We start from the raw sequence: 21,184 nt of genomic DNA on the forward strand, positions 1-21,184 counted from the left end.
GCGCCTCATGCACGAACCCGCTTCGCGGGAGTGTCGCCTGTTCTGAGATGGCGCGGTATTCATAGGCCTTGAGCGGGTAGAGACCGCGATCCGACCATGGAGTTCCCTTCAACGAGAGGAACTTGCCATGGCTACCCTGTCGACCGATGCTCCGATCACGCCGCTTCGCCAGCGCATGCAGCAGGACATGCTGATGCGGGGCCTGGGACCGCATACGCAGCAGGACTACGTTCGTCATGTCCGACGCTTCGCCGCGTTCCTTGGTCGCGCTCCCGACACCGCGACAACCGAGGACATCCGACGCTTCCAGCTGTGCCAGCATGAGAACGGCCTGGGCCCGGCGACGATCAACGGCGCGGTCTCGGCGTTGCGATTCCTGTTCACGGTGACGCTGAGGCGGCGCGATCTGGCGCGCGCGCTGGTGGTCACGCGATATGCGCGCAAGCTGCCCGAGGTGCTGAGCGTGGAGGAAGCGGCGCGGCTGCTCGAAGCGGCGCCAGGCATCAAGTACAAGGCCGCGCTCGGTGTCGCCTATGGCGCGGGCCTGCGCGTGTCCGAGGTCGCGCACCTCAAGGTCGACGACATCGACTCCACACGCATGCTGATCCGCGTCGAACAGGGCAAGGGACGCAGGGACCGCAACGCTATGCTCTCGCCGCAACTGCTGGAACTGCTGCGGCTGTGGTGGCGCGAAGGCAAGCGGCGCGGGGTGATGCTCCCCCATGGCTGGCTGTTCCCGGGGCGCGGCTGCACGGCGCCGATCTCGTCGCGGCAACTGCATCGCGCGGTCCAGGAAGCAGCCGAAGTCGCCGGCATCCGCAAGCGCGTCAGTCCGCACACGCTGCGTCACAGCTTCGCCACCCACCTGCTTGAACAGGATGTCGACATCCGCGTCATCCAGGTGCTGCTCGGGCACAGCAAGCTCGATACCACCGCGCTCTACACCAAGGTCTCGACCCGGACGATCCACGCGGTCGCAGGGCCGCTCGACCGGCTGATGGCGCTGATGGAAGGCAAGACGCCTCCCGGCTGAACCGGTGCGCGCGGACCTGGAGGTCGCCGATATCTTCCGTGCTGCCGGCCCCGGATACCGGGTCGCCCACGCAGGGCATCTGAGCCTGCAGCAGCTCAAGGTCATGTCGGCGATCGAACACTGCCGCACCGCTGCATTGGGTGGTCATGTCGAAGCCTGTGCGGACTGCGGCCAATGGCGGATCGCCTATAACAGCTGCCGCAACCGGCACTGTCCCAGGTGCCAGGGCGCGGCCGCGCGGACATGGCTCGCCGAGCGCGAAGCCGACCTGCTGCCGGTCGGATACTTCCACGTCGTGTTCACGCTGCCCGCCGAGGTCGCCGTCATCGCGTTCCACAACAAGGCGCTGGTCTATGACCTGCTGTTCAAGGTGGCATCGGAGACGATGCTGACGATCGCGGCGGATCCCAAGCACCTCGGCGCGCGCATCGGCATCACCGCCGTGCTCCACACATGGGGCTCGGCAATGACCCACCATCCCCATGTCCACATGATCGTGCCGGGCGGCGGCATCGCGCCGGACGGGTCACGCTGGATATCGTCGCGGCCGGCCTTCCTTCTCCCAGTCAGAGTACTGGGCAAGCTGTTCCGCCGTCTGTTCCTGACCCGGCTGGTCGCGCTGCACGACACCGGACGGCTCGCCTTCTTCGGATCAATGGCGCACCTGGCCGAGCGTCGGGCCTTCCTGCGGCATCTGAAGCCTGTTCGCAGCAAGCGATGGGTGGTCTATGCCAAGCCGCCCTTCGCCGGACCCCAAGCGGTGCTCGCCTACCTGTCGCGCTACACTCACCGGGTCGCCATCTCGAACCGCCGCCTGATCGCCTTCGACGAGGCTGGTGTCACCTTCCGCTACAAGGACTATCGCCGCGATGGTGTCGAGCGCCAGCGCGCCATGACGCTTGCCGCCGACGAGTTCATCCGCCGCTTCCTGCTCCATGTCCTGCCGCGTGGGTTTCACCGCATCCGTCACTATGGGCTGCTCGCCAGCTCCGCCCGCAAGGCCAGCCTCGCACTCGCGCGCGAACTGCTGAACGTCGCTCCGCCGCCCGAAGACGACACCCCGGAAGAACAGGCTGACGTCCGCCCGCCTTGCCCTTGCTGCGGCGGACGCATGGTCGTCATCGAGAGGTTCGAACGGTGGTGCCAGCCTCGTGCACCGCCTGCCTCAAGAGCGCCGAACCGGGAGAGCGCTCCATGACCCGGCATGGCCAAGTTGCTCGTACGACCGCGCCACGCCGGCGCCGGTCAACGGGATGTTATGTGCACGTTGCCGTGGCGCCGGTCGTCACGCACACCAGTCCCGTCGGAATCAACGCTACAGGCTCTGCGACCTGGCCCGGAAGCCGCTTCCACGACATGCCCACCGCGTCCTATGCGGAAGTTCGCGACAGGCGCTGGCACACCCCGAGGCACAAATCCCCATAGGCAATCGTCCGCGGCCCGCGGGTTCCTGCATGAGAGACTTTCGTACGCCTGACGGCACCCGAAACCCTTCAGCAGCGTGCCGCTTTCGACGATGGCGCCGGCATCCATGAACACCACGCGCTGCGCCACCTTGCGGGCAAACCCCATCTCGTGCGTCACCACCATCATGGTCATGCCTTCCTCGGCGACCGCGACCATGACGTCGAGCACTTCCGAAATCATCTCGGGATCGAGCGCCGAGGTCGGTTCGTCGAACAGCATGATCTTGGGTCGCATGCCGAGGCAGCGCGCGATCGCCACGCGCTGCTGCTGGCCGCCGGACAGCTGTGAGGGGTAGGCGTTCACCTTGTCGGCGAGGCCGACCTTGGCCAGCAAGTCGCGCCCGGCCTGCTCGGCTTCCGCGCGCGCGATCTTGCGCACATGGATCGGCGCCAGCGTCACGTTCTCAAGTGCTGTTTTGTGCGGATAGAGGTTGAACGACTGGAAGACGAAGCCGATCTCGGTGCGCAGTTGCGTCATGTTGGTGGCGGGGTCGCCGAGGCGCTGGCCGTCGACCACCAGATCGCCGTCCTTGATCGTCTCCAGGCCGTTGATGCAGCGGATCAGCGTGCTCTTGCCCGAGCCGCTCGGGCCGCAGACGACGACCACTTCGCGCGGCTCGACGCTCAGCGTGATGTCCTTCAGCACATTGAGCGTGCCGAACCATTTGTTGACGCCGCGAAAGTCGATCATGCCCGCTTTTGTCATAGCTGTTGGCCCTTTGCGTTCGCTGTCACAACTGCACCTCGCCATGCGCCGCACCCATGCGGCGTTCCAGCCGGCGGGCCAGCATGATCAGCGGGTAGCAGACGATGAAATAGCCGAGGCCGACGAGGAAGAAGACCAGCAGACCGTTGGGCACACGCTGCACCACCAGCCAACCGACCCGGGTGAGGTCGGTCAGCCCGATGGCCGAGACCACGGAGGAATCCTTGATCAGCAGCACATATTGCCCGACCAGCGGCGGCAGCACGATGCGCATGGCTTGCGGCAGCACCACCTGGCGCATGCGCTGCCAGCGCGACAGGCCGGACGCCAGCGCCGCCTCGACCTGGCCGGTCGGCACCGAGCGGATGCCGGCGGCGACGATCTCGCAGATGAAGCAGGCGGCCAGGTTGGTCAGCGCGATGATGCCGGCGGTGAAGGCGTCAAGCTCGATGCCGAACTCCGGCAGGATGAAGAAGATCAGGAAAATCTGCACCAGGAACGGTGTGCCGCGGATCAGGTCGACCCAGGCGCCGATGGCGCTTGAGATGATCCGGTTGCCGCCGGTGCGCAGTATGCCGAGGCCAAAGCCGAGCAGGGTGCCCAGCACCAGGCTGATCGCCGACAGCATCACGGTCATGCCGAGGCCGCGCAGCGCCAGCGGATAGCTGCCGGCGAGGCTTTGCAGCTGCTGCCAGATCATGTGCTGCTCCTTGCCGGCTGCAAGCCGAGCCGGCGACTGGACAGCGCCGCCAATCCTTTCAGGCAGTAGTAGAGCAGCAGGTAGAAGGCGGCGATGGTAATGAAACCCTCCGCCGGCATGAAGCGGTCGGAGGCGAGCAGCTGGCCGGCGCGGGTCAGTTCGGAAACCGAGATCAGCGACAGCAGTGCGGAATCCTTGACCAGCACGATCGCCTGGCCGAGCAGCGGCGGGATCGTCACCTTGAACGCCTGCGGCAGGATGACGAAGCGCATGCGCTGGACATAGGTCATCCCCGAGGCGACGCCGGCTTCCACCTGGCCGCGCGGGATCGACAGGATGCCGGCGCGGATGATCTCCGCGACATAGGCGCCGCTGTTGAGCGACAGCGCCAGGATGCCGACGACCAGCTCCGGCAGGACGAAGCCGAGCCGTGGCAGGCCGAAATAGAGGAAATAGAGCTGCGCCAGCAACGGCGTGGCGCGCACGGCATCGATATAGGCCTTGGCCGGCACGCGGAAAAACCGGCTGGGCTGCAGGTTCATGGCGGCGAGCACGATGCCGACGGCAAGCGCGCCGGCAAAGGACAGCGCCGACAGCCAAACGGTCGTGACGAGGCCCTGCCCGAACAAGGGTAGATATTCGACGATGGTGCGGAAGCTGAAATTTTCGAGCATCGCTGAGCATGTCCTCGAGACGGACGAAGCGAATTCCGAACGGTCTCGCGCCCCGAGGCGCGCGAAACCGTTCGGATCTATGGCTGCTTAGTGGTCTTTCTTCCAGGCGTCGGAATTGACCCAGTAGTCGAGGTTTTTCTGCAGGCGGCCGTCGATGCTGACCTGGTTGAGGAACAGGTTCATCCAGACCAGCAGGTCCGGCTCGTCATAGCGGGTGGCGAAGGCCAGCGGCTCCTTCGACAACAGGTCCGGCATGATGGTGAAGGTGCCGGCTGGATAAGCCGTCGACTGACCTTTGACCGCCGAGACGTCATTGACGCCGCAATCGGCCTGGCCATTGTTGACGGCGTCGAGCAGCAGCGGACCGCCGCCCTTGTAGCTCTTGATGTCGGCATCGGGGAAAGCGGTCTTGGCTTCCTTCTCGCCAGTGGCGCCCAGCAGAACGGCGATCTTGGTGCCTTTGGCTTTGCAGTCCGCGGTGGTCTTGAACTTGCTGTCTGCCTTGGTGAAGACGGTGCTGCCCGTGTACATGTAAGGCGTGGTGAAGGCGACCTTCATGCCGCGCGCCAGCGTCGGCGTCATGTCGGCGACCAGCAGATCGGCCTTGCCCGAGAGCAGCGCCGGGATCAGCCCGTCCCAGTCAAAATCGAGGAAGGTGATCTTGACGCCCATTTCCTTGGCCATCAGCTCGGCAAGTTCAACCGAACTGCCGGTGCGTTCACCGGCGGCGCCGACCAGCGAGAAGGGCGGTCCCTGCGTCTGCACGGCGACACGCAGTTCGCCGCGCTTGGTGATCTCGTCGAGCGTTCCGGCACTGGCGGTAGCGGCGAGGCCGGCAAGTGCAAGTCCTGCGATGAAAAGCTTGGCAATCTTCATTGGGCATTCCTCCTTGTTATCGTTGTTATTTTCACCCTTAGGGGTGCTTTTTGAGCAGCGGCGCCGTTGCCGGCGGCGACCACCGTTCGAAAATCCTCAGTCCCAGTCGACCGTCTCGGTCACCTTGATGCCGCGCCTGGCCAGTTCCTCGAAGAAGCTGATATCGGGCACATGCAGCAGCGGGTTGAGCAGGCCGGGTGTGGTGATCTCGCGTCGCGCCAGCATCTGCGCCACGATGCTGGCGGGATAGCCGACGCCGAGGCTCATGCCGAACAGGCCCGACACAAGGTCGCGCTCGATGATCAGCTCTGACGTCACCGTCTTGCGCCGGCCGCCTTCGAGGCCGGAAAAGACATTGCGCATCACGCAAAGGTCCTTCTCATCGGCGCCATACTGCAATTGCGGACCTAGCAGCCGGCCGAGAAATTCACGCGGGCTCACGGTGGTGCCGGAAACCTTGTCTTCGGAGAGAAAACCGAGTTCCTTCAGCGGCGCCCAGAATGCCGACCAGCCTGGCCAGCGCAGCGTGTAGCGGCCGGAGCGCTGCAGCCCCTTGGCGGCGGTCAGCATCTCGACATAATGCGGCGCATCGCCATTGGGGAAGGCTTCCAGCCGGCCGAGGCCCGCCACCTCGATCTCGTGGATGAAATGGTTGTCGTGTTGCTGTGCGGCCGGCACCGCGACGCGCTTGCCGTCCTCGATCATCACGCTGTCGCGGTTCTGGCTGACCAGAACCATGTCGAAATTCCAGCTCACCTTGTAGCAAAGCGGCTTGGCCATCGCCTTCGGCTCAGGGATGCCGCCGCAATAGGAGTCGATCGAGGTGATCGAAGAGAACTGCCTTGCGGCGCGCGCATAGAGCACAAGGTCGATGCCGGGATCGAGCCCGCATTCGGCCATGATCGAAACGCCGGCCGCTTCCGCAGCCGGGGCGAGGTCGGCGATGGCCTTGCCGTAATTGGTGGTGACCAGCGGCGTGCGCGTCGCGATCGCCGCTTGCACCGCCTCGCGCATCAGCGGCTGCGGCAGCAGGTCGATGACCGCGTCGACATCCGCGAGCACAGCGGCGAGCGCCGGGCCGATGGCGCCCTCGGGCACGACGAAACGCACACGGGATAGATCGGTCAGGCCGCCGAGCCGGGCAGGGCCATCGGCTGATGTATCGACACAGATGATCTCCTCGACATTGGCGCTGGCGACGAGATCGGCGATGGCGGCCCGGCCTTGCAGGCCGAGGCCGCCGAGAACCGCGATCTTCATGCGGGCTCCCTGCGCGCCGGGACGTCTTCGGACCAGCAGCCTTCCGGCAGGCTGACCCATTTGTTGCACGACGCCATGACGACGAAGGTCTCGCTGCGCATGACTTCGCCGGGCTCGCCGGCACCCGGGATCAGCTCGCTGGTGACGCGGTAGAGGTCGGCGACATCGCCGGCCACCGTGACGTCGACGATGATGTCGAAGCGCCCGGTGACCACGGAAGCCGAGTTGACGAAGGGCAGTTCCGAGATGCGCTGCGCCAGTTCCCGAGCCCGGCCGCGCCCTTGCGCGTTGATGCCGACAATGGCTGAGATCAGCTCCGGGCGCTCGGTCAGGTTCAGCAACCCGACGATTTTCAGCAGGTTGCGGTCGAGCAGATTGCGCAGCCTCGTGCGCACCGTCGGCACCGAGATCGCCATCGTCTCGGCGATGCGGTTAACGCCAAGCTGCGCGTCCTGCGACAGCAGTTTGACCAGTCGCCGGTCGGTCTGATCGAGATGTTCCCGCAAAGGCACAAACTTTCATAAAAGAGAAAAATTGATGCGAATTTCTTTCTGATATGAAAATACTATATGGACAATTTTTAACAACAGCAAGAGCGTCGTCGCATATTGCTGACGGTGCAGGCCCCTGAGGGCACGGGATTAGTGCATGGTTGCGGATCGGTCGGGCCGCGGATGCGGTCGCCTCGAATGGGCGCCGGCACTTGAATCATTGCGGCAGCAAAGGCGGCTATCTTGTTGATCGGACTCTTTTCGCGCCCGTGTTCAGGGATCGTCGCCCAAGCGAGTGTCTGGGCAGTGGGATAGCCTTGGCATGGCTGACCTTGGCGTGCGCCGCCGCTACCGCCCAGCCCGATAGATCGTCACCGCCGCAGCCGTCAGCGCGGCATTGCCGGCTGCAATCGTTCCGTCCGGCAGCGCCTTGCCATCTTCCAGCCCGACGCGCGTCGACCAGTTGCGTTCCGCTGCCCGCTGCACGAACGGCCAGACCGTGGCGTTCTCGCCATGCAGCAGGATGACGCGGCGGATGCCGGCGCGCTCCAGCACCGCCTCGATGCCGTTCGACACTGCGAATGCCTCGTCCAGTGTCTGCTCGGAAATCTCGATCAGGATGCGCAGCACACGCCCGCCATGGTCGAGGCTGACCAGCCGCTCGGCGTCGGCGACCGAGGCAAGCCCGGCTTCAACCCCGATGCCGCGCTGGCGCAGGCTCTCCATCACCAGTGGCGCCGCCTGCTCGCTGAGATTGACCGAGGCGTAGTCCGGCAATTCGCGCCAGCCGGCGATGGCAACAAGCGTGCTCAGGTCGTCGTTCTCGATCCAGGCCCCGGTGGAAACGCCGATCAGCGTGCCCGGGCAGGCGCGGCGTAGCGCCAGCACTGTCCGGTCCATCGCCGCCGGCGCCAGGCTTTCGTGCCCGTCAAGCCCGCGCGCATGGACATGCAGCTCGGCCGCACCGGCGGCCACGCAACCCGCGCCGTCACGCGCCATGGCGTCGGCGTCGAGCGGCAGGCGAGGGTGGAAGTCGGCACTGCGCGCGCCATTGATGCAGGTCTGGACAATCATGTGAGGGGCAGCCCGGTTGCGGTTGCTGCCAGTCTAGCGCGGGCCGATGAAAACCGGAATCGGCCCCAGCGAAGGCTCCTGACAGATGGAGGTGAAACAACCTGAATCAGTCTGGCAGGATGCGTCCCTATCGTCTTCTTCGAAAAGAATCTTTCTGTGAGATCGGTGGCGGCACGACAATGGCCAGTGACGACGCTTGTCGGAAAACTCAGTCTTCATCCGTCCAGATCAGGCGCAGCAGGCGCAGCAGCGTCGCCCGTTCCTTTTTCGTCAGCCGGTGCAGGAAGCGGTCCTCGTGCCGGCGCACCTGCCGGCGCCATGCCGGCATGGCCTCCGTTGCCGCCTTGGTCAGGGTCAGCACCTGCACGCGCTTGTCCTGCGCATGGTCGTCGCGCTCAACCATGCCGCGCTCTTCGAGTTCGGAGAGCAGCGGCGCCATGTTGGCGCTCTTCATGCCGAGCAGGCGGCAAAGTTCGGCGGCGCGGATGCCGGGCTTTTCATCGATCAGCGCCAGCATGCCATAGGTCACCGGGCGCAGCGACGCATCGGCCAGTTCGACCGCGAAATCGTTGAGCGCAAAGGCCGAGGCTCGTCTCAGATTATAGCCGATCTGCGCGTCGAGCGTGTCGTCTGGATCGATGCGAAGCTGTGTCTCGTCCATGCTGACACCGATCCCTGCGATCCAGGCTCTTGTCAAGCGAAAAAGACTATGCGACATAGCGGATATGATAGCTATGCCGCATAGCAATTAACCGTGCAGGCGGCTGAACGGGAGGACATGACCATGACAGAAGAGACCGTCGCCTTCGACGTCAAGAACGGCATCGCCTGGGTGCGCTTCAACCGTCCGGACAAGCGCAATTGCATGAACCCGCCGCTCAACCGGCGCATGATGGAAGTGCTCGACGAGCTCGAATATCGCGACGATGTCGGCGTGCTTGTGTTGTCGGGCGAGGGCAGCGCCTGGTCGGCGGGCATGGACCTCAAGGAATATTTTCGCGAGACCGAAGCAAAAGGACTTGGCGCCGTGCGCAAGGCGCAAGCGGAAGCCTATGGCTGGTGGCGGCGCCTGCGCTGGTACCGCAAGCCGACCATCGCCATGGTCAATGGCTGGTGCTTTGGTGGCGGCTATGGCCCGCTCTTCGCTTGTGATCTCGCTTTCGCCGCCGACGAAGCGCAGTTCGCGCTGTCCGAGATCAACTGGGGCATCCTGCCCGGCGGCGGCGCCACCAAGGTAGTGGTCGACCTCTTGTCGATGCGCGACGCCATGTATCACGCGCTGACCGGCGAGCTCATCGACGGCAAAAAGGCGGCCGCCTGGAAACTGGTCAATGAAAGCCTGCCCCTGGCGGATCTGAAGGCGCGGGTCACCGAGGTCGCCAGCATTTTGCTGAAGAAGAACCCGGTTGCGCTGAAAGCCACCAAGGATGCCATCCGCCGCGTCGCCGAGATGACCTACGACAATGCCGAGGACTATCTTGTGCGGGCGCAGGAGGCGGCGAATTCCTACGACAATGACGGCCGCAAGGAAGGCATCCGCCAGTTCATCGATGAGAAGAGCTACAAGCCAGGCTTGGCTGCCTACGACAAGGCGAGATGACCGACTGAGCCGACGGTGATGACACAATCCGGGGAGGAGATGCGAATGCCGGCCTGGACGACTTCAGACCCAGTGGCGCTGCACGCCAGCGCGCAGCCGCAGCGTATCGCTTGTGTCGACCTCGCCTCCGGGCGGCGCTGGACCTATGCCGGGCTCGACGAGGCCATCCAGCGCGCCATCGCCGTGCTCCAAGATTATGGCATCGTGCCGGGACAGCGGATCGCCACGCTTGCCCGCAACGGCGCCGATCTCTTGATCGCGCAGCAGGCCGCCATGCGCCTCGGCGCCATCTTCGTGCCGGTCAACTGGCGCCTGGCCGGGCCTGAGCAGCAGGCGATCCTGGCCGATTGCGATCCGGCGCTGCTGCTGCACGATGCGGCACTTGGCGTGGCGCTGCCGGAAGGCTGCGCTCCTTTGGACGTCACGGCCTTCGCGGCGGCGGTCGAGGCGCAAACGCCGGCGCCGCGACGCGCTTTGCCTGCGGGCGATGCACCGTCGATCATCCTCTACACCTCGGGCACGTCGGGCCGGCCGAAAGGTGTAATCCTTACCGAGCGCAACGCGTTGGCCACCGCGGTCAATTTCAGCGTTTTGGGGCAGGTCGGCAATGCCAGCATCTTTCTTTGCGATGCGCCCATGTTCCATGTCATCGGTCTCATCACCTGCCTGCGGCCGCCGCTGCTGCAGGGTGGCACGGTGCTGATCTCGCCCGGCTTCGACGCCGGCCTTACCAACCGCCGGCTGGCCGATCCCTCACTCGGCATTACCCATTATTTCGGCGTTCCGCAGATGGCCAGGATGCTGCGCGATTACCCGGACTTCGCGCCGGCGAACTGGACTACGCTCACCGCCATCTTCACCGGCGGCGCGCCCAATCCAGCCGCTGATATTCTCTGGTGGCTGGAGCAAGGCATCCGCATGGCCGACGGTTTTGGCATGACCGAGGCCGGCACCGTGCTCTGCATGCCGGTCGACGCCGGCCAGATTGCCCGCAAGGCCGGTTCGTCCGGCCTGCCGGGACCATCGGTCTTGCTGCGCATCGTCGATGACGAAGGCCGCGACGTCGCGCCGGGGGAGGCGGGCGAGCTATGGCTGTCCGGCCCCAATGTCACGCCCGGCTACTGGAACCGGCCGGAAGAGACGGCGCGCGCCTTCACCGCCGATGGCTGGTTGCGCAGCGGCGATATCGCCCGCCGGGACGCGGACGGCTTCGTCACCCTGGTCGACCGCCGCAAGGACATGTTCATTTCCGGCGGCGAGAACGTCTATCCGGTCGAGATCGAGATGGTGCTGCTCGACCACCCCGACATCGCCGAAGCAGCCGTCATCGGCATGGCCGACGAGCGTTGGGGCGAGGTCGGCCGTGCCTTCGTCGTGGCAAGACCCGGCCGTATCCTCGACCCGGCGGCGCTGGCCGGTCACTGCGCGGCGCGTATCGCCCGCTACAAGGTGCCTAAGGAGTTTTTGCTCACCGAAGCGCTGCCGCGCACGTCGTCGGGCAAGATCCAGAAACATATTTTGCGCGGGTGGTAGCGCCGGGACCGCGTTTGCTACGAAACCGACCGTGTTACTCGATCAGCAGCAACCCCCGCTTCTTGTCGCCATCGCTGTCGATGGTGTCCATGGCCGAGAACAGTCGTTCACGCTCGATCAGCCAAGGCTTGTAGCGCTCATTCACGTCGAGAACGAAAACCAGGTCCTCGGCCTCCAGATAGCCGCCGATCGGTGAAAAATGACCACCGCCGGCGCCGAATATCGTCTCTCGGGTAAAGTTGATGATGTAGCGGCGGCCGGGGTCGTTGGCATGCTTCATGTGCTCGCGAAACTCGTCGGCGGTCAGATTGCGCAGCACGGAGACTTTCCGTTTGGTGTTCGTTCGTGCGACGTCGGCAAGCTCGTCCAGCGTCAGCCCGATGATGCAAAAGCCGGTCCAGCACTTTCCCGTTCCCTTGAGCACTTCGGCTTCGGTTGTCTCCTCTTCGCCAATCGAGCGGAACGTGTTTGCAACACTTGCCGGACCGCAGCGTGAGCCGTTCGACTGCCATGTGACGTCGGCACCGAAAGTGGCAGCCACGGGCAGCTTCCAGGCGCTGCCGATCAATTCAGGGGTACGGGTAACCGACGACTGGATTGCGTCTGGCGAGACTGCGGACTGACCGACAGTCAAAAACGCTACGCCACAGAGCAGGCCAGCGCCGGCAATCAAGCTCAAACCGAGACTGCGCCTCATTGCTGCACCTCGAAGCAGACGGTTTGTCCGTCGGTCGATGTTGCGGTGTTGGCCCCAAGACTACCATATGTTGGCGTTGCTTGGCAGAGCGTCCTCGGGGCGGGCTGCCTTGCTCTACGCCAACAAGGCTTTCGGCTGTTCGAAAAGTGCGTAGACCTCGGATACTGGCATTGGACGTCCAAACAGCCATCCCTGGACATCGGTGCAGCCGTTCTCCTTGACCAGCCTGTACTGGTCCTCGGTCTCCACACCTTCCGCCGTTGTCGTCATGCCGAGCGTGGTGCCGAGTTCGGCAACCGCCTTGACGATAGCCCGGCTTTCGCTGCTCTCGCACATCAGGCTGACGAAACTGCGATCGATCTTGATGCGGTTGAACGGGAACGACCTGAGATAGCTGAGCGAAGAATAGCCGGTGCCGAAATCATCCATGGCGATGCTGATGCCGAGGTCGCGCAGGCTGTAGAGCGTCTGAATGGTGTTCTCATTGTGCGCCAGCAGCACCGACTCGGTGATCTCCAGCTCGAGCCGCGACGGTAGCAGATTTGAAGCGGCGAGTGCCGACGCAACCTGAAGCGGCAGTGCCTGCTGCTTGAACTGGGCCGGCGAGAGATTGACCGCGACCTTGACGGGCAGGGGCCATTTCGCCGCATCGCTGCAGGCCTGCCGCATGATCCACTCGCCCAGCGCGCCGATGACGCCCGTCTCCTCGGCGAGATGGATGAACTCCGACGGTGGCAGCAGGCCAAGGCGCGGATGGTTCCATCGCACCAGCGCCTCGAAGCCGGTGAGTTTCGAGGTTTTTGCGTCGTGCAGCGGTTGATAGTGCAGAACAAATTCTTCGTTCGGCACGCCGAGCGCCAGTTCAGCTTCGAGCTGGCGACGTTCCTGCAATCGCGCGTCCATTCCCGGCTCGAACGACCTGCAGGTGCCGCGTCCCTCCATCTTGGCCTTGTACAAGGCCAGGTCGGCATTGCGGATGAGGATTTCGGAACTTTGTCCGTCGTCGGGGAAAACGGCGATGCCGATGCTGCTGCCGATGTTGACCTTGTGGCCCTGGATAAAATATTCGGCTGCCAAAGCGTGAATGACCCGGCTTGCCAGCACGCCGGCCTGTTCGTCGCCATCGAGCAGCAGCTGGAGGATGACGAACTCGTCTCCGCCCACTCTCGCCACCATGGCGGTTTCGCCGGCCTGCTGCTTCAGGCGCTTGGCTACGGCGCCGAGAAGCTCGTCGCCGACCGGATGTCCCAACGTGTCGTTGACCGGCTTGAAACGGTCGAGGTCGACGCAATGGACCGCCAGCTTCTCGCCGTCCCTAAGGCTCCTCAGCGCCTCGTCCATCGTGTCGGCCAGCAGGCCGCGATTGGGCAGGCCGGTGAGAATGTCATGCGTGGCGAGGTGCTGGATCTCGGCGGTGCGTTCCTCCACCCGCCGCTCCAGGGTCTCGGCGGCATCGACCTGCATCGTCATCGTCCGCCCGATCGCATACCAGCAGGCCAGCGCCAGCAGGGTGACGATCGCGACCGCGGCATAGCCCGCCAGCTCGAACTCCCGCACTGATTGGGCGTCGATGTTGCTTTCGAATCTGCTGTTGGGAAAACCGACCCAGAGCCGCCATGCGCTTCTTGGATCGTTGATGGAAAGCGGGATGACCTCGGAATAGATCAGCTTTGGGTCGGGCGCCGTGAACGAGCGAGAATCTGCCGCCAGCGACGTCGACAGCCGATGCTGGTCGGATTCGAAGCCGTAGCCCGAATTGACGATGACATAGTCATTGCCAGGCAGCAGTTTCCTCAGCGCCGAGGTGAGCATGATCGCCGAAACGGAGCCACGCAGGCTGCCATCTTGCCCGAACACCGGGACCGAGAGGATAAAGCCGGATCGGTCGGCGTCATTGCCGCTGTGGATGAAATCGGTGTTGTCGCAGGTGATCAGCTCCTTCGTGCCGATGATCGGCACGTTGAGCCCGTCGATGTTGCTCGAATTCGGATAGTTCGCCTTCAACCAGGCAAGCTGTTTGGCCAGCTCATGATATTCATAGGTTTCAACCTCTTCGGCTGGACGGACCAGCGTATTCTCATCCAGCTTTCGAGGTTTTGCGTCGCCAGCGGCGTCGGACCTCGCCCTGGCATTCACGATCAGCTGGTCAAACTGGAGGATCGGCTCCTCGAGCTTGCCCGTCGCCGGATCGAAGCGATCGGGGTCGAAATCCAATGGCAGGAAATAGACCTCGGAAATGGAAACATTGCTGGCGAGGTTGTTGTAGATCTGCTGGATCGTGGCGCGGCCTTCGTCGCCAAGGTTCGTGCCATGCCGGTCGAGGTTTCGCACGCTTGGCAGATAGGCCAGGGTCCGGACGTTTTCGTAGATGGCCCGCAAGGCGTCTTCGACAGTCTTGGCGGTCGCCTTGGATGTCGCCTGGGAATTTTCGAGATAGCGCTCCTTGGCCAGCGCGAAGTCCCGCTGAGCGTCGATGTGCAGCGCCCCCAGCATCACCGTTCCGGTAAGCAGGATCAGAACAAATCCGATCATTCGCCTGAAGGCGTTCATCCGCGGTTCCCACCGTCAATCGGCAAGCAATACCGCGGTACGGTTTAGGAAGCGCTAATGAGAGCGCCTTTATTTGCCGGATCAGCCGATGGTCGCTTGCGATACCGAAGCAAGAGCGGGAGTTCGGCCGCCTCGGGCGCGAGCTCGCGATCGATCAGCCGCGCAACAGCTTGGCCATTTTCCACAGCAAGCAGGAAAGAGATCGATGATGTCCAAAGAGCGCGATACCATATAACCGCAATGCGGTTTGCGCCGCAAAGTTTGCCGGCTGCCGGAAGGATATGAGATGAGTGAACTCAAGGTCAGGACCCGAGTAACCGGCGCGCTTGCCGTGCTGCAACCGGCTGGTCTGCCTGTCGTTGCCACGCCGACCGGCGGCAGTGTCGATGTCGTCACCGGCGTCAACGCGCCCGGCTTCAATCCGCTCGACCTGCTCTATGCCTCTGTCGCCGCCTGCATGGTGCTGAGCGCCCGCATCGCCGCCACGCGCCTCGGCGTCGCTGCCAGCCTCGGCGAGGTTCGCGCCGATGTGAGCGGCGAAAAAGCGGAAGGCGATCTCTCGCGCGTCGGCCGCTTCACCATCACGCTCGACATAGCGGGCGATCTCGACGAGGCGACGAAAAGGCGAATTGTCGAGGACGCCGAAACGATCTGCACGGTGAGCAACACCCTGCGAACGCCGCCGGAGCTCCACACCACCCTCGGTGGCTGAGGCCCGACAACCCAGGACCACCCCATGGCACGCATCTCCCCGATCGACTACGCCACCGCTTCGCCCGAAATCCGCGCCGAGCATGACCGGGAGATCGGCCTTCGCGGCCGGATGACCAACATGAAGCGCATCCTGCTGCATTCGCCGGTGGCGCATCGCATCTATGCCGAATGGTTCACCTTGCGCGACTTGCTGCGGCCTGCGCTCGACGATCGTGCGGTGTGGCTGTTGTCACTGGCGATCTCGGAAAGCGCCCATGCCGAGATACCGGTTACCTTCTTTCGCCGTGCACTGATCGGCGCCGGTGTCGATCCCGATGCCGTCGCGCCGACGAAAGACGAGGCGCTGCTGATCGCCTTCGGCAAGGCCATCGCCACCAATTCCAACGCCGTTCCCGACGCGCTCTGGGACGCGTTGAAAGACCGCTACGACGAGACGGTGCTGGTCAACCTCGTCGCCTTCGCCGGCATCATGGTGGCGACGACAGTGTTCACCAATGCGGTCCGGGTCGAACTCGACCCGGAGTTGAAGCCTTATCCCAGAAAGGTATGAGCGGCAGCGCTCTGACCGCTGGCCCGAGATCACTCTCACAGTCGGCTCAGCAGAATTCCACCTCGATGTGCCGTTCGGTCTGCGAGACGACGCGGCAGCGCGTCTCGAACCCGTCCGACCGGATCGCCAGGTTGAAGATCTCGGGCACGCCGACGGCGCTGGTCACGTCGAGGCCGGCGGCATCTTCGGCCAGCGTCCTCACCGTGCAGTCGATCGACGACATCCGGTTGTTGAACACGATGCGTCCCGCCTTAAGCACGCGGCGGCGCGGGCTTTTGGGGGCGTTGTTTGCCGGGCTCCAGGCAACGCATCTGTTGCGGCCGGCGGCCTTGGCCTCGTAGAGCGCTGCATCGGCGTTGGCGAGTAGCGTGTCGATTTCCGGCGTCAGTGGATCGAGCCCTGCCATGCCGAAGCTGGCGCTGACGCCTATCTTCGACAGCCCCTGGGTGACCACGATCTCACCAATGGCGGTGCGCAGCTTTTCGGCGACGCCGATCATGCTGTGGCGATCGGTATGCGGCAGCAACAGCGCGAATTCCTCGCCGCCCAGGCGTCCGAACAGGTCGCTGCCGCGAAGGTGTTCCCGGCATGCCTTGGCAACGGCCGTGAGAACCTTGTCGCCGGTGGCATGGCCATATTGGTCATTGATCGATTTGAAATGATCGAGGTCGAAGGCGATGCACGCCAGATTGTGCTTGTGGCGTTGCGCCAGCGCCAGGGCATGGGCGCCCTGTTCCTTGAAGGCGCGACGCGACAGGACGCCGGTCAGGCCGTCGACGGCGGCAAGCTGGCGCAGTTCGAGCGCATCCATCGCCAGCTGTGCGAGATCAGAAAGGATCGCGGTTTCCCGCGCACTGAACTGACGCGGTTCGTAACCAATGGCGCACACCGTGCCGATGTTGTGGCCATCGCCTGTGCGCAAGGGCACGCCGGCATAGAAGCGGATATGTGGATCGCCGGTGACGCTCGGATTGTGTGCAAAACGCATATCGTCGCGCGCATCGGGAACAATGACCGGCAGCAGTTCCTGCACGGTGTATTTGCAAAAGGTCTCGTTGCGATCGACTTCGCGGTTGCCCAGCCCGTCATAGGCTTTGTACCACTGCCTGTGGCCATCGATCATCGAAACGATGGCGATCGGCAGGTCGAAGATATTCCTGATCAGGCGCGTGATGCGGTCGAACGCTTCCTCGCGCGGCGTATCCATCACGTCGAAACGGTCGAGCGCGTCAAGGCGTCCCGCCTCGATGCTGTCTGCATCCATCGCCGATGGCGGTGCGTCGATAAGGTTCCGGTGCATCGCGTTCTGCCTCTATACCGCTTCGCGGCGCGTCAACGCCGTCGCGAGCATCCGAGTCCTTGCTGAAAATTCGGTAAAGCGACAAATCGGTGCCGCGAGGGCCTTGGTTTGCCGCCTGCGGCCGAGGCGCTTGACGATGTCGCGGCAATCCAGCCTACCGGCTGATCTCCGCCAGCGCACGCTCGAGCGGCGCCGGCGATATCTGGATCGGTCCGGAAAACGGAATGTCCATGTCGAGGATCAGATAGAGCGAACTCGCGATCAGCGCTGCCGCCAGCATGAAGGAGCCGACGACGACAGCGTTGCGCGGTGCGCGGAAGCCGAAGCTGCCGAAGATCAGCATCAGCCACAGCACCAGCATGACGATCAGTGGCAGTGGAATGGTACCCTCCGACTGCTCGATCAGCACCCAGCGCTGCTCCAGAACCTTCTGCAGGTGCTGGCGGGCATCCTGCAGCAAGGCGCCATGGGCGGCATCCGCCGGGGTCATCGTGCTCAGCCGGTCGCCGACTTCGGTGAGCAGATGCTCCGACAGCCTGTTGGCGATAACCGGCGTTTCACCCGGGGGCATGACGTCGCTCACCACCCGTTGCACATAGGCGCCAAGCGGCTCGCGGACAGCGTTGGTTTCGGGGCCATATTGCCGGAGCGTCCTGTCCAGCAGGATCAGTTGCGTCGCATAGGCGTGCACATTGTGGTCGATGGATTCGAAGGTGTTCTTGGCCGAGTTGATCATCAGGCCGATCACCAGCGAGGTCATCACCACGAACAGATTGGCTATAAGCCGCACGATGGCACTGGTGTCGTCCTGGCGGTGCCTGTCGGGGAAACGATCGTAAATCGCCAGGCTGCACAATGCCGCCCCGGCCAGACAGACAAAGATCGCCACTCCGACAAGAGCCTCGCGCATGGCGCCATTGTGCACGAGACGCGGAAATTGCCAACCGCGCGGCCGGCTCACCCGCCCCGCAAGCCACCCTGGCAGGAAACGGGTGGCTGGCGCGCCTGCTTTCGCCGACCCTGATGGTAGCATCGGAGGCAAGACCCATGACCATCCATTCCCTCGATACGGCAAAAGCGGCTCGTGCCGCCGAGACGCGCGTCGCAGCCCATGACTGGGCGGCGCTCACCAGTGAATTGAGCAACCATGGCTGCGCGGTCATCGAAAAGCTGCTGACGCCTGAGGAGTGCCGGCAGATTGCCGGCCTCTATCCCGACGAAAGCCATTTCCGCAGCCATGTCCACATGGCGCGGCATGGTTTCGGCAAGGGTGAGTACCGCTATTTCCGCTATCCCTTGCCCGACCTGATCGGTGCCTTGCGCACCGCGCTTTATCCGCGCCTGGCCTCGGTCGCCAATGATTGGAACGAACGTATGGGCATCGCCCAACGCTACCCCGCCGAACACGCGGCGTTCCTCAGGCAATGCCACGACCAGGGCCAGACGCGGCCAACGCCGCTTCTGCTGCAATACGTGCCCGGCGACTTCAACTGCCTGCATCAGGATCTCTACGGCGATCTCGCTTTCCCGCTGCAGGTGGCGATCCTGCTCTCAGAGCCGAGCGAGGATTTCACCGGCGGCGAGTTCGTGCTGACCGAGCAGCGCCCGCGCATGCAAAGCCGCGCCGAGGTGGTGCCGCTCAGCCAGGGCGACGCGGTCGTCTTCGCCGTCCACAATCGCCCGGTGAAGGGGACGAAGGGCAATTACCGGGTCAATCTTCGCCACGGCGTCAGCCGCCTGCGCTCGGGGATACGGCATACCGTCGGCATCATTTTTCACGACGCGAAGTAGCGAGGCGGCAAAGGCGTCCAGCGCCGCCGTCGCGTCACAGCTTGTTATTGTGCAGTGCAGCAACGATATTGCTGCAAGCGCGTTGTGTGCGACGCCATCCCGGCAAGCAAGGATACCGATTTGCGAAACATGTCAGATACGATCGCGCGGCTGAGCGCGATGCGCGGCCGCCCCGTCGCTTCCGGGCAGCACCATGACGATCGGCTGTCCGATGTGACCGGGTTCGGTTCCAATCCTGGCGCCTTGCGTGCACGCCTCTACGTGCCCGCAAACCTGCAGGAAGATGCAGCACTGGTCGTGGTCCTGCATGGCTGTACCCAGAGCGCAGCTGGTTATGATCACGGTTCCGGCTGGTCGCAACTCGCGGCGGAGCAGGGGTTTGCAGTCCTCTTCCCGGAGCAGCAGCGCGCCAACAATGCCAATCTCTGCTTCAACTGGTTCGTCCCGGGAGACATCATCCGCGACAGTGGCGAAGCGCTCTCCATCCGCCAGATGATCGAGGCGGTGGTCGCCACTCATGGTGTTGACCGCAAGCGTATTTTCATCACCGGCCTTTCCGCCGGCGGCGCCATGGCGACGGCGATGCTCGCGGCCTATCCGGAATTGTTCTCCGGCGGCGCAATCGTTGCCGGAGTGGCCTACGGCAGTGCGGTGACGATCCCCGAAGCCTTCGACCGTATGCGGGGCCATGGCGGCCCGTCCAAGGCCGACCTGCAACGGCTCTTGCGCGGGGCCTCGTCACATAGGGGTCCCTGGCCGACGATTTCGGTCTGGCAGGGCTCGGCCGACAACACCGTCGTGCAGTCCAACGCGGATGCCATTGTCGCGCAATGGCAAGGGGTGCATGGCGTTGGCACCAGCCCGACGCGCGTCGAGACGGTCGATGGCCAGACACGACAGGTCTGGTGCGACGGCAGTGGCCGGGAGCTGATCGAAAAGTACAGCGTGGCCGGCATGGGCCATGGCACGCCACTGCAGACGACTGGCGATGATGGCCTGGGCAGGGCAGGGCCGTTCATGCTGGATGTCGGGATTTCCTCGACACGCCACATAGCTCGCTTCTGGGATCTCGCGAAGCCAGCTGCACGGGGCGACGCGAAAAAAGACGCCGCCTCAGTGGCGCCTGTCTCCGGCGCCGCCTTGAAGATTTACAGCGTCCCTGAAAAGCCGCGCGCGGCACGCATCGACCACACCGGAGAACCGCGACCTGACGCGCGCGGCTCGGCTGCCGGCATCACCAAAGTGATCGAGGACGCGTTACGCGCAGCCGGGTTGATGCGCTAGCCAAGCGCGGAACAATTCGCCCAGCCGCTCATTGTCCACTCGAGGGAAGAACCCACAGGAGTAGACAATGGCCAAACAGAAAATTCTCGAAGACCTTTTTCACGACACGCTGAAAGACATCTATTTTGCCGAGAAGAAAATTCTCGCAACCTTGCCCAAGATGGCCAAGGCAGCCCAGAGCGCGGAGCTGCAGGCGGCCTTTATGAAGCATCGCAGCGAGACGGAAGGCCATGTCGCCCGCCTCGAAAAAGTGTTCGCCGTTATCGGCAAGAAGCCGCAGGGCAAGACCTGCGCGGCCATCGTCGGCATCACCGACGAGGGTGCGGAAATCATGGAAGAATACAAGGGTTCGCCGGCGCTCGACGCGGGCCTGCTGGCAGCCGCCCAAGCGGTTGAGCACTACGAGATTTCCCGTTACGGCACGATGCGGACCTGGGCCGAGGAGCTTGGCCTCAACGACGCGGTTGCGCTTCTTGAAGCGACGCTGAAGGAAGAAAAGGCGACCGACGAGGCCCTGACCGGTATCGCGACGAGTGTCGTCAACCAGCAGGCCGAAGCAGCCTGACGAATACCCAGGCCCGCCGGTCTCCGGCGGGCCGCCTGTTTGGAGCTTCGCCATGACCGACACACCGTCCAAGAACCACCGCATTTCCGACAAGGAAGCTTTGCGTATCGCCGAGCAGACCGACGTTTCACCGCAGCAGGCCAAGGATCTCGCCAAAGAGCATGGTAAGACCAAGGGCGAGCAGGAAGCCCGCAAGACCAAGGACGAGGGCTGACGGCCGGTTACCCGTCAAAACCGGTTGGTTGCCCTGTTTTTGTGACTGGCGCTTCCGCGCCTCCGCCGTCGGCTTCTGCCTTCAGGAGGCAGGGTTCCGCAGCGGC

Annotated in this window: 21 protein-coding genes and 1 pseudogene; 10 read left to right on the plus strand and 12 right to left on the minus strand. The window is 63.9% G+C overall.

The annotated features are described in order from the left end of the window. The first annotated feature begins 127 nt into the window (after nt 1–127). Nucleotides 128–1,033, plus strand: coding sequence for a tyrosine-type recombinase/integrase (locus AC1D0N_RS04610; protein ID WP_477241904.1), 906 nt, complete (start codon nt 128–130; stop codon nt 1,031–1,033). Between the two features lie 4 nt (nt 1,034–1,037). Beyond that, complete coding sequence (locus AC1D0N_RS04615) at nt 1,038–2,231, plus strand: IS91 family transposase (protein WP_477241906.1); 1,194 nt, start codon at nt 1,038–1,040, stop codon at nt 2,229–2,231. 302 nt (nt 2,232–2,533) lie between these two features. On the opposite strand, the pseudogene AC1D0N_RS04620 reads toward AC1D0N_RS04615, so the two are convergent. The 8 genes and pseudogenes from AC1D0N_RS04620 to AC1D0N_RS04655 form a co-directional block, all read right to left on the minus strand. Next, nucleotides 2,534–3,205, minus strand: a pseudogene (locus AC1D0N_RS04620) (amino acid ABC transporter ATP-binding protein); the annotation flags it as partial. A 25-nt stretch (nt 3,206–3,230) separates the two neighbouring features. Beyond that, on the minus strand, nt 3,231–3,905 hold the full coding sequence (locus AC1D0N_RS04625) for an amino acid ABC transporter permease (protein ID WP_477241908.1): 675 nt from the start codon (nt 3,903–3,905) through the stop codon (nt 3,231–3,233). Beyond that, nucleotides 3,902–4,579 (minus strand): amino acid ABC transporter permease, encoded by a 678-nt coding sequence (locus tag AC1D0N_RS04630; RefSeq protein WP_477241910.1) that lies wholly within the window; start codon nt 4,577–4,579, stop codon nt 3,902–3,904. The genes AC1D0N_RS04625 and AC1D0N_RS04630 overlap by 4 nt, the downstream gene beginning before the upstream one ends. Before the next feature lie 87 nt (nt 4,580–4,666). Further along, on the minus strand, nt 4,667–5,455 hold the full coding sequence (locus tag AC1D0N_RS04635) for an ABC transporter substrate-binding protein (protein ID WP_477241912.1): 789 nt from the start codon (nt 5,453–5,455) through the stop codon (nt 4,667–4,669). Between the two features lie 96 nt (nt 5,456–5,551). Beyond that, the gene (locus AC1D0N_RS04640) at nt 5,552–6,715 is read right to left on the minus strand and encodes a saccharopine dehydrogenase family protein (RefSeq protein ID WP_477241914.1); all 1,164 of its coding nucleotides are present in this window, start codon (nt 6,713–6,715) and stop codon (nt 5,552–5,554) included. Then, nucleotides 6,712–7,221: an Lrp/AsnC family transcriptional regulator gene (locus tag AC1D0N_RS04645; protein ID WP_477243082.1), complete on the minus strand. Its 510-nt coding sequence runs from the start codon at nt 7,219–7,221 to the stop codon at nt 6,712–6,714. The genes AC1D0N_RS04640 and AC1D0N_RS04645 overlap by 4 nt, the downstream gene beginning before the upstream one ends. 333 nt (nt 7,222–7,554) lie before the next feature. Beyond that, nucleotides 7,555–8,280: a 3-keto-5-aminohexanoate cleavage protein gene (locus tag AC1D0N_RS04650; protein WP_477241917.1), complete on the minus strand. Its 726-nt coding sequence runs from the start codon at nt 8,278–8,280 to the stop codon at nt 7,555–7,557. Nucleotides 8,281–8,488: 208 nt separating this feature from the next. Beyond that, the gene (locus tag AC1D0N_RS04655) at nt 8,489–8,941 is read right to left on the minus strand and encodes a MarR family winged helix-turn-helix transcriptional regulator (RefSeq protein ID WP_477241919.1); all 453 of its coding nucleotides are present in this window, start codon (nt 8,939–8,941) and stop codon (nt 8,489–8,491) included. Nucleotides 8,942–9,064: 123 nt separating this feature from the next. Here AC1D0N_RS04655 and AC1D0N_RS04660 point away from each other — a divergent pair, with 123 nt between their 5' ends. After that, a complete protein-coding gene (locus tag AC1D0N_RS04660) occupies nt 9,065–9,880 on the plus strand; it encodes a p-hydroxycinnamoyl CoA hydratase/lyase (RefSeq protein ID WP_477241921.1) in 816 nt (271 codons plus the stop codon). A 39-nt stretch (nt 9,881–9,919) separates the two neighbouring features. Continuing rightward, nucleotides 9,920–11,413, plus strand: a complete 1,494-nt coding sequence (locus tag AC1D0N_RS04665) for an AMP-binding protein (RefSeq protein WP_477243083.1) — start codon at nt 9,920–9,922, stop codon at nt 11,411–11,413. Nucleotides 11,414–11,447: 34 nt separating this feature from the next. Here the strand turns inward: AC1D0N_RS04665 and AC1D0N_RS04670 are convergent, their stop codons facing one another. After that, nucleotides 11,448–12,110, minus strand: a complete 663-nt coding sequence (locus tag AC1D0N_RS04670; RefSeq protein WP_477241923.1) for a phytochelatin synthase family protein — start codon at nt 12,108–12,110, stop codon at nt 11,448–11,450. Nucleotides 12,111–12,224: 114 nt separating this feature from the next. Beyond that, nucleotides 12,225–14,660, minus strand: a complete 2,436-nt coding sequence (locus AC1D0N_RS04675) for a putative bifunctional diguanylate cyclase/phosphodiesterase (protein ID WP_477241925.1) — start codon at nt 14,658–14,660, stop codon at nt 12,225–12,227. A gap of 286 nt (nt 14,661–14,946) precedes the next feature. Here AC1D0N_RS04675 and AC1D0N_RS04680 point away from each other — a divergent pair, with 286 nt between their 5' ends. Both AC1D0N_RS04680 and AC1D0N_RS04685 read left to right on the plus strand, forming a co-directional pair. Then, a complete protein-coding gene (locus tag AC1D0N_RS04680) occupies nt 14,947–15,372 on the plus strand; it encodes an OsmC family protein (RefSeq protein WP_477241927.1) in 426 nt (141 codons plus the stop codon). A gap of 24 nt (nt 15,373–15,396) precedes the next feature. Beyond that, nucleotides 15,397–15,924: a carboxymuconolactone decarboxylase family protein gene (locus AC1D0N_RS04685; RefSeq protein WP_477241929.1), complete on the plus strand. Its 528-nt coding sequence runs from the start codon at nt 15,397–15,399 to the stop codon at nt 15,922–15,924. A gap of 46 nt (nt 15,925–15,970) precedes the next feature. Here the strand turns inward: AC1D0N_RS04685 and AC1D0N_RS04690 are convergent, their stop codons facing one another. Continuing rightward, nucleotides 15,971–17,224: a GGDEF domain-containing protein gene (locus AC1D0N_RS04690; RefSeq protein WP_477241931.1), complete on the minus strand. Its 1,254-nt coding sequence runs from the start codon at nt 17,222–17,224 to the stop codon at nt 15,971–15,973. 154 nt (nt 17,225–17,378) lie between these two features. Continuing rightward, the gene (locus AC1D0N_RS04695) at nt 17,379–18,134 is read right to left on the minus strand and encodes a bestrophin-like domain (RefSeq protein ID WP_477241933.1); all 756 of its coding nucleotides are present in this window, start codon (nt 18,132–18,134) and stop codon (nt 17,379–17,381) included. 137 nt (nt 18,135–18,271) lie between these two features. Between AC1D0N_RS04695 and AC1D0N_RS04700 the strand changes: the two genes are divergently transcribed. The 4 genes from AC1D0N_RS04700 to AC1D0N_RS04715 all read left to right on the plus strand — a co-directional run bounded on the left by AC1D0N_RS04700 (nt 18,272) and on the right by AC1D0N_RS04715 (nt 21,078). Further along, nucleotides 18,272–19,015, plus strand: a complete 744-nt coding sequence (locus AC1D0N_RS04700) for a 2OG-Fe(II) oxygenase (RefSeq protein WP_477241935.1) — start codon at nt 18,272–18,274, stop codon at nt 19,013–19,015. A 120-nt stretch (nt 19,016–19,135) separates the two neighbouring features. Next, the gene (locus AC1D0N_RS04705; protein WP_477241937.1) at nt 19,136–20,299 is read left to right on the plus strand and encodes an extracellular catalytic domain type 1 short-chain-length polyhydroxyalkanoate depolymerase; all 1,164 of its coding nucleotides are present in this window, start codon (nt 19,136–19,138) and stop codon (nt 20,297–20,299) included. 67 nt (nt 20,300–20,366) lie between these two features. Then, nucleotides 20,367–20,864, plus strand: coding sequence for a YciE/YciF ferroxidase family protein (locus AC1D0N_RS04710; RefSeq protein WP_477241939.1), 498 nt, complete (start codon nt 20,367–20,369; stop codon nt 20,862–20,864). A 52-nt stretch (nt 20,865–20,916) separates the two neighbouring features. Then, nucleotides 20,917–21,078 (plus strand): hypothetical protein, encoded by a 162-nt coding sequence (locus AC1D0N_RS04715; protein WP_477241941.1) that lies wholly within the window; start codon nt 20,917–20,919, stop codon nt 21,076–21,078. Nucleotides 21,079–21,184 lie beyond the last annotated feature (106 nt).

This window comes from Mesorhizobium sp. P2_E10, assembly GCF_056404235.1.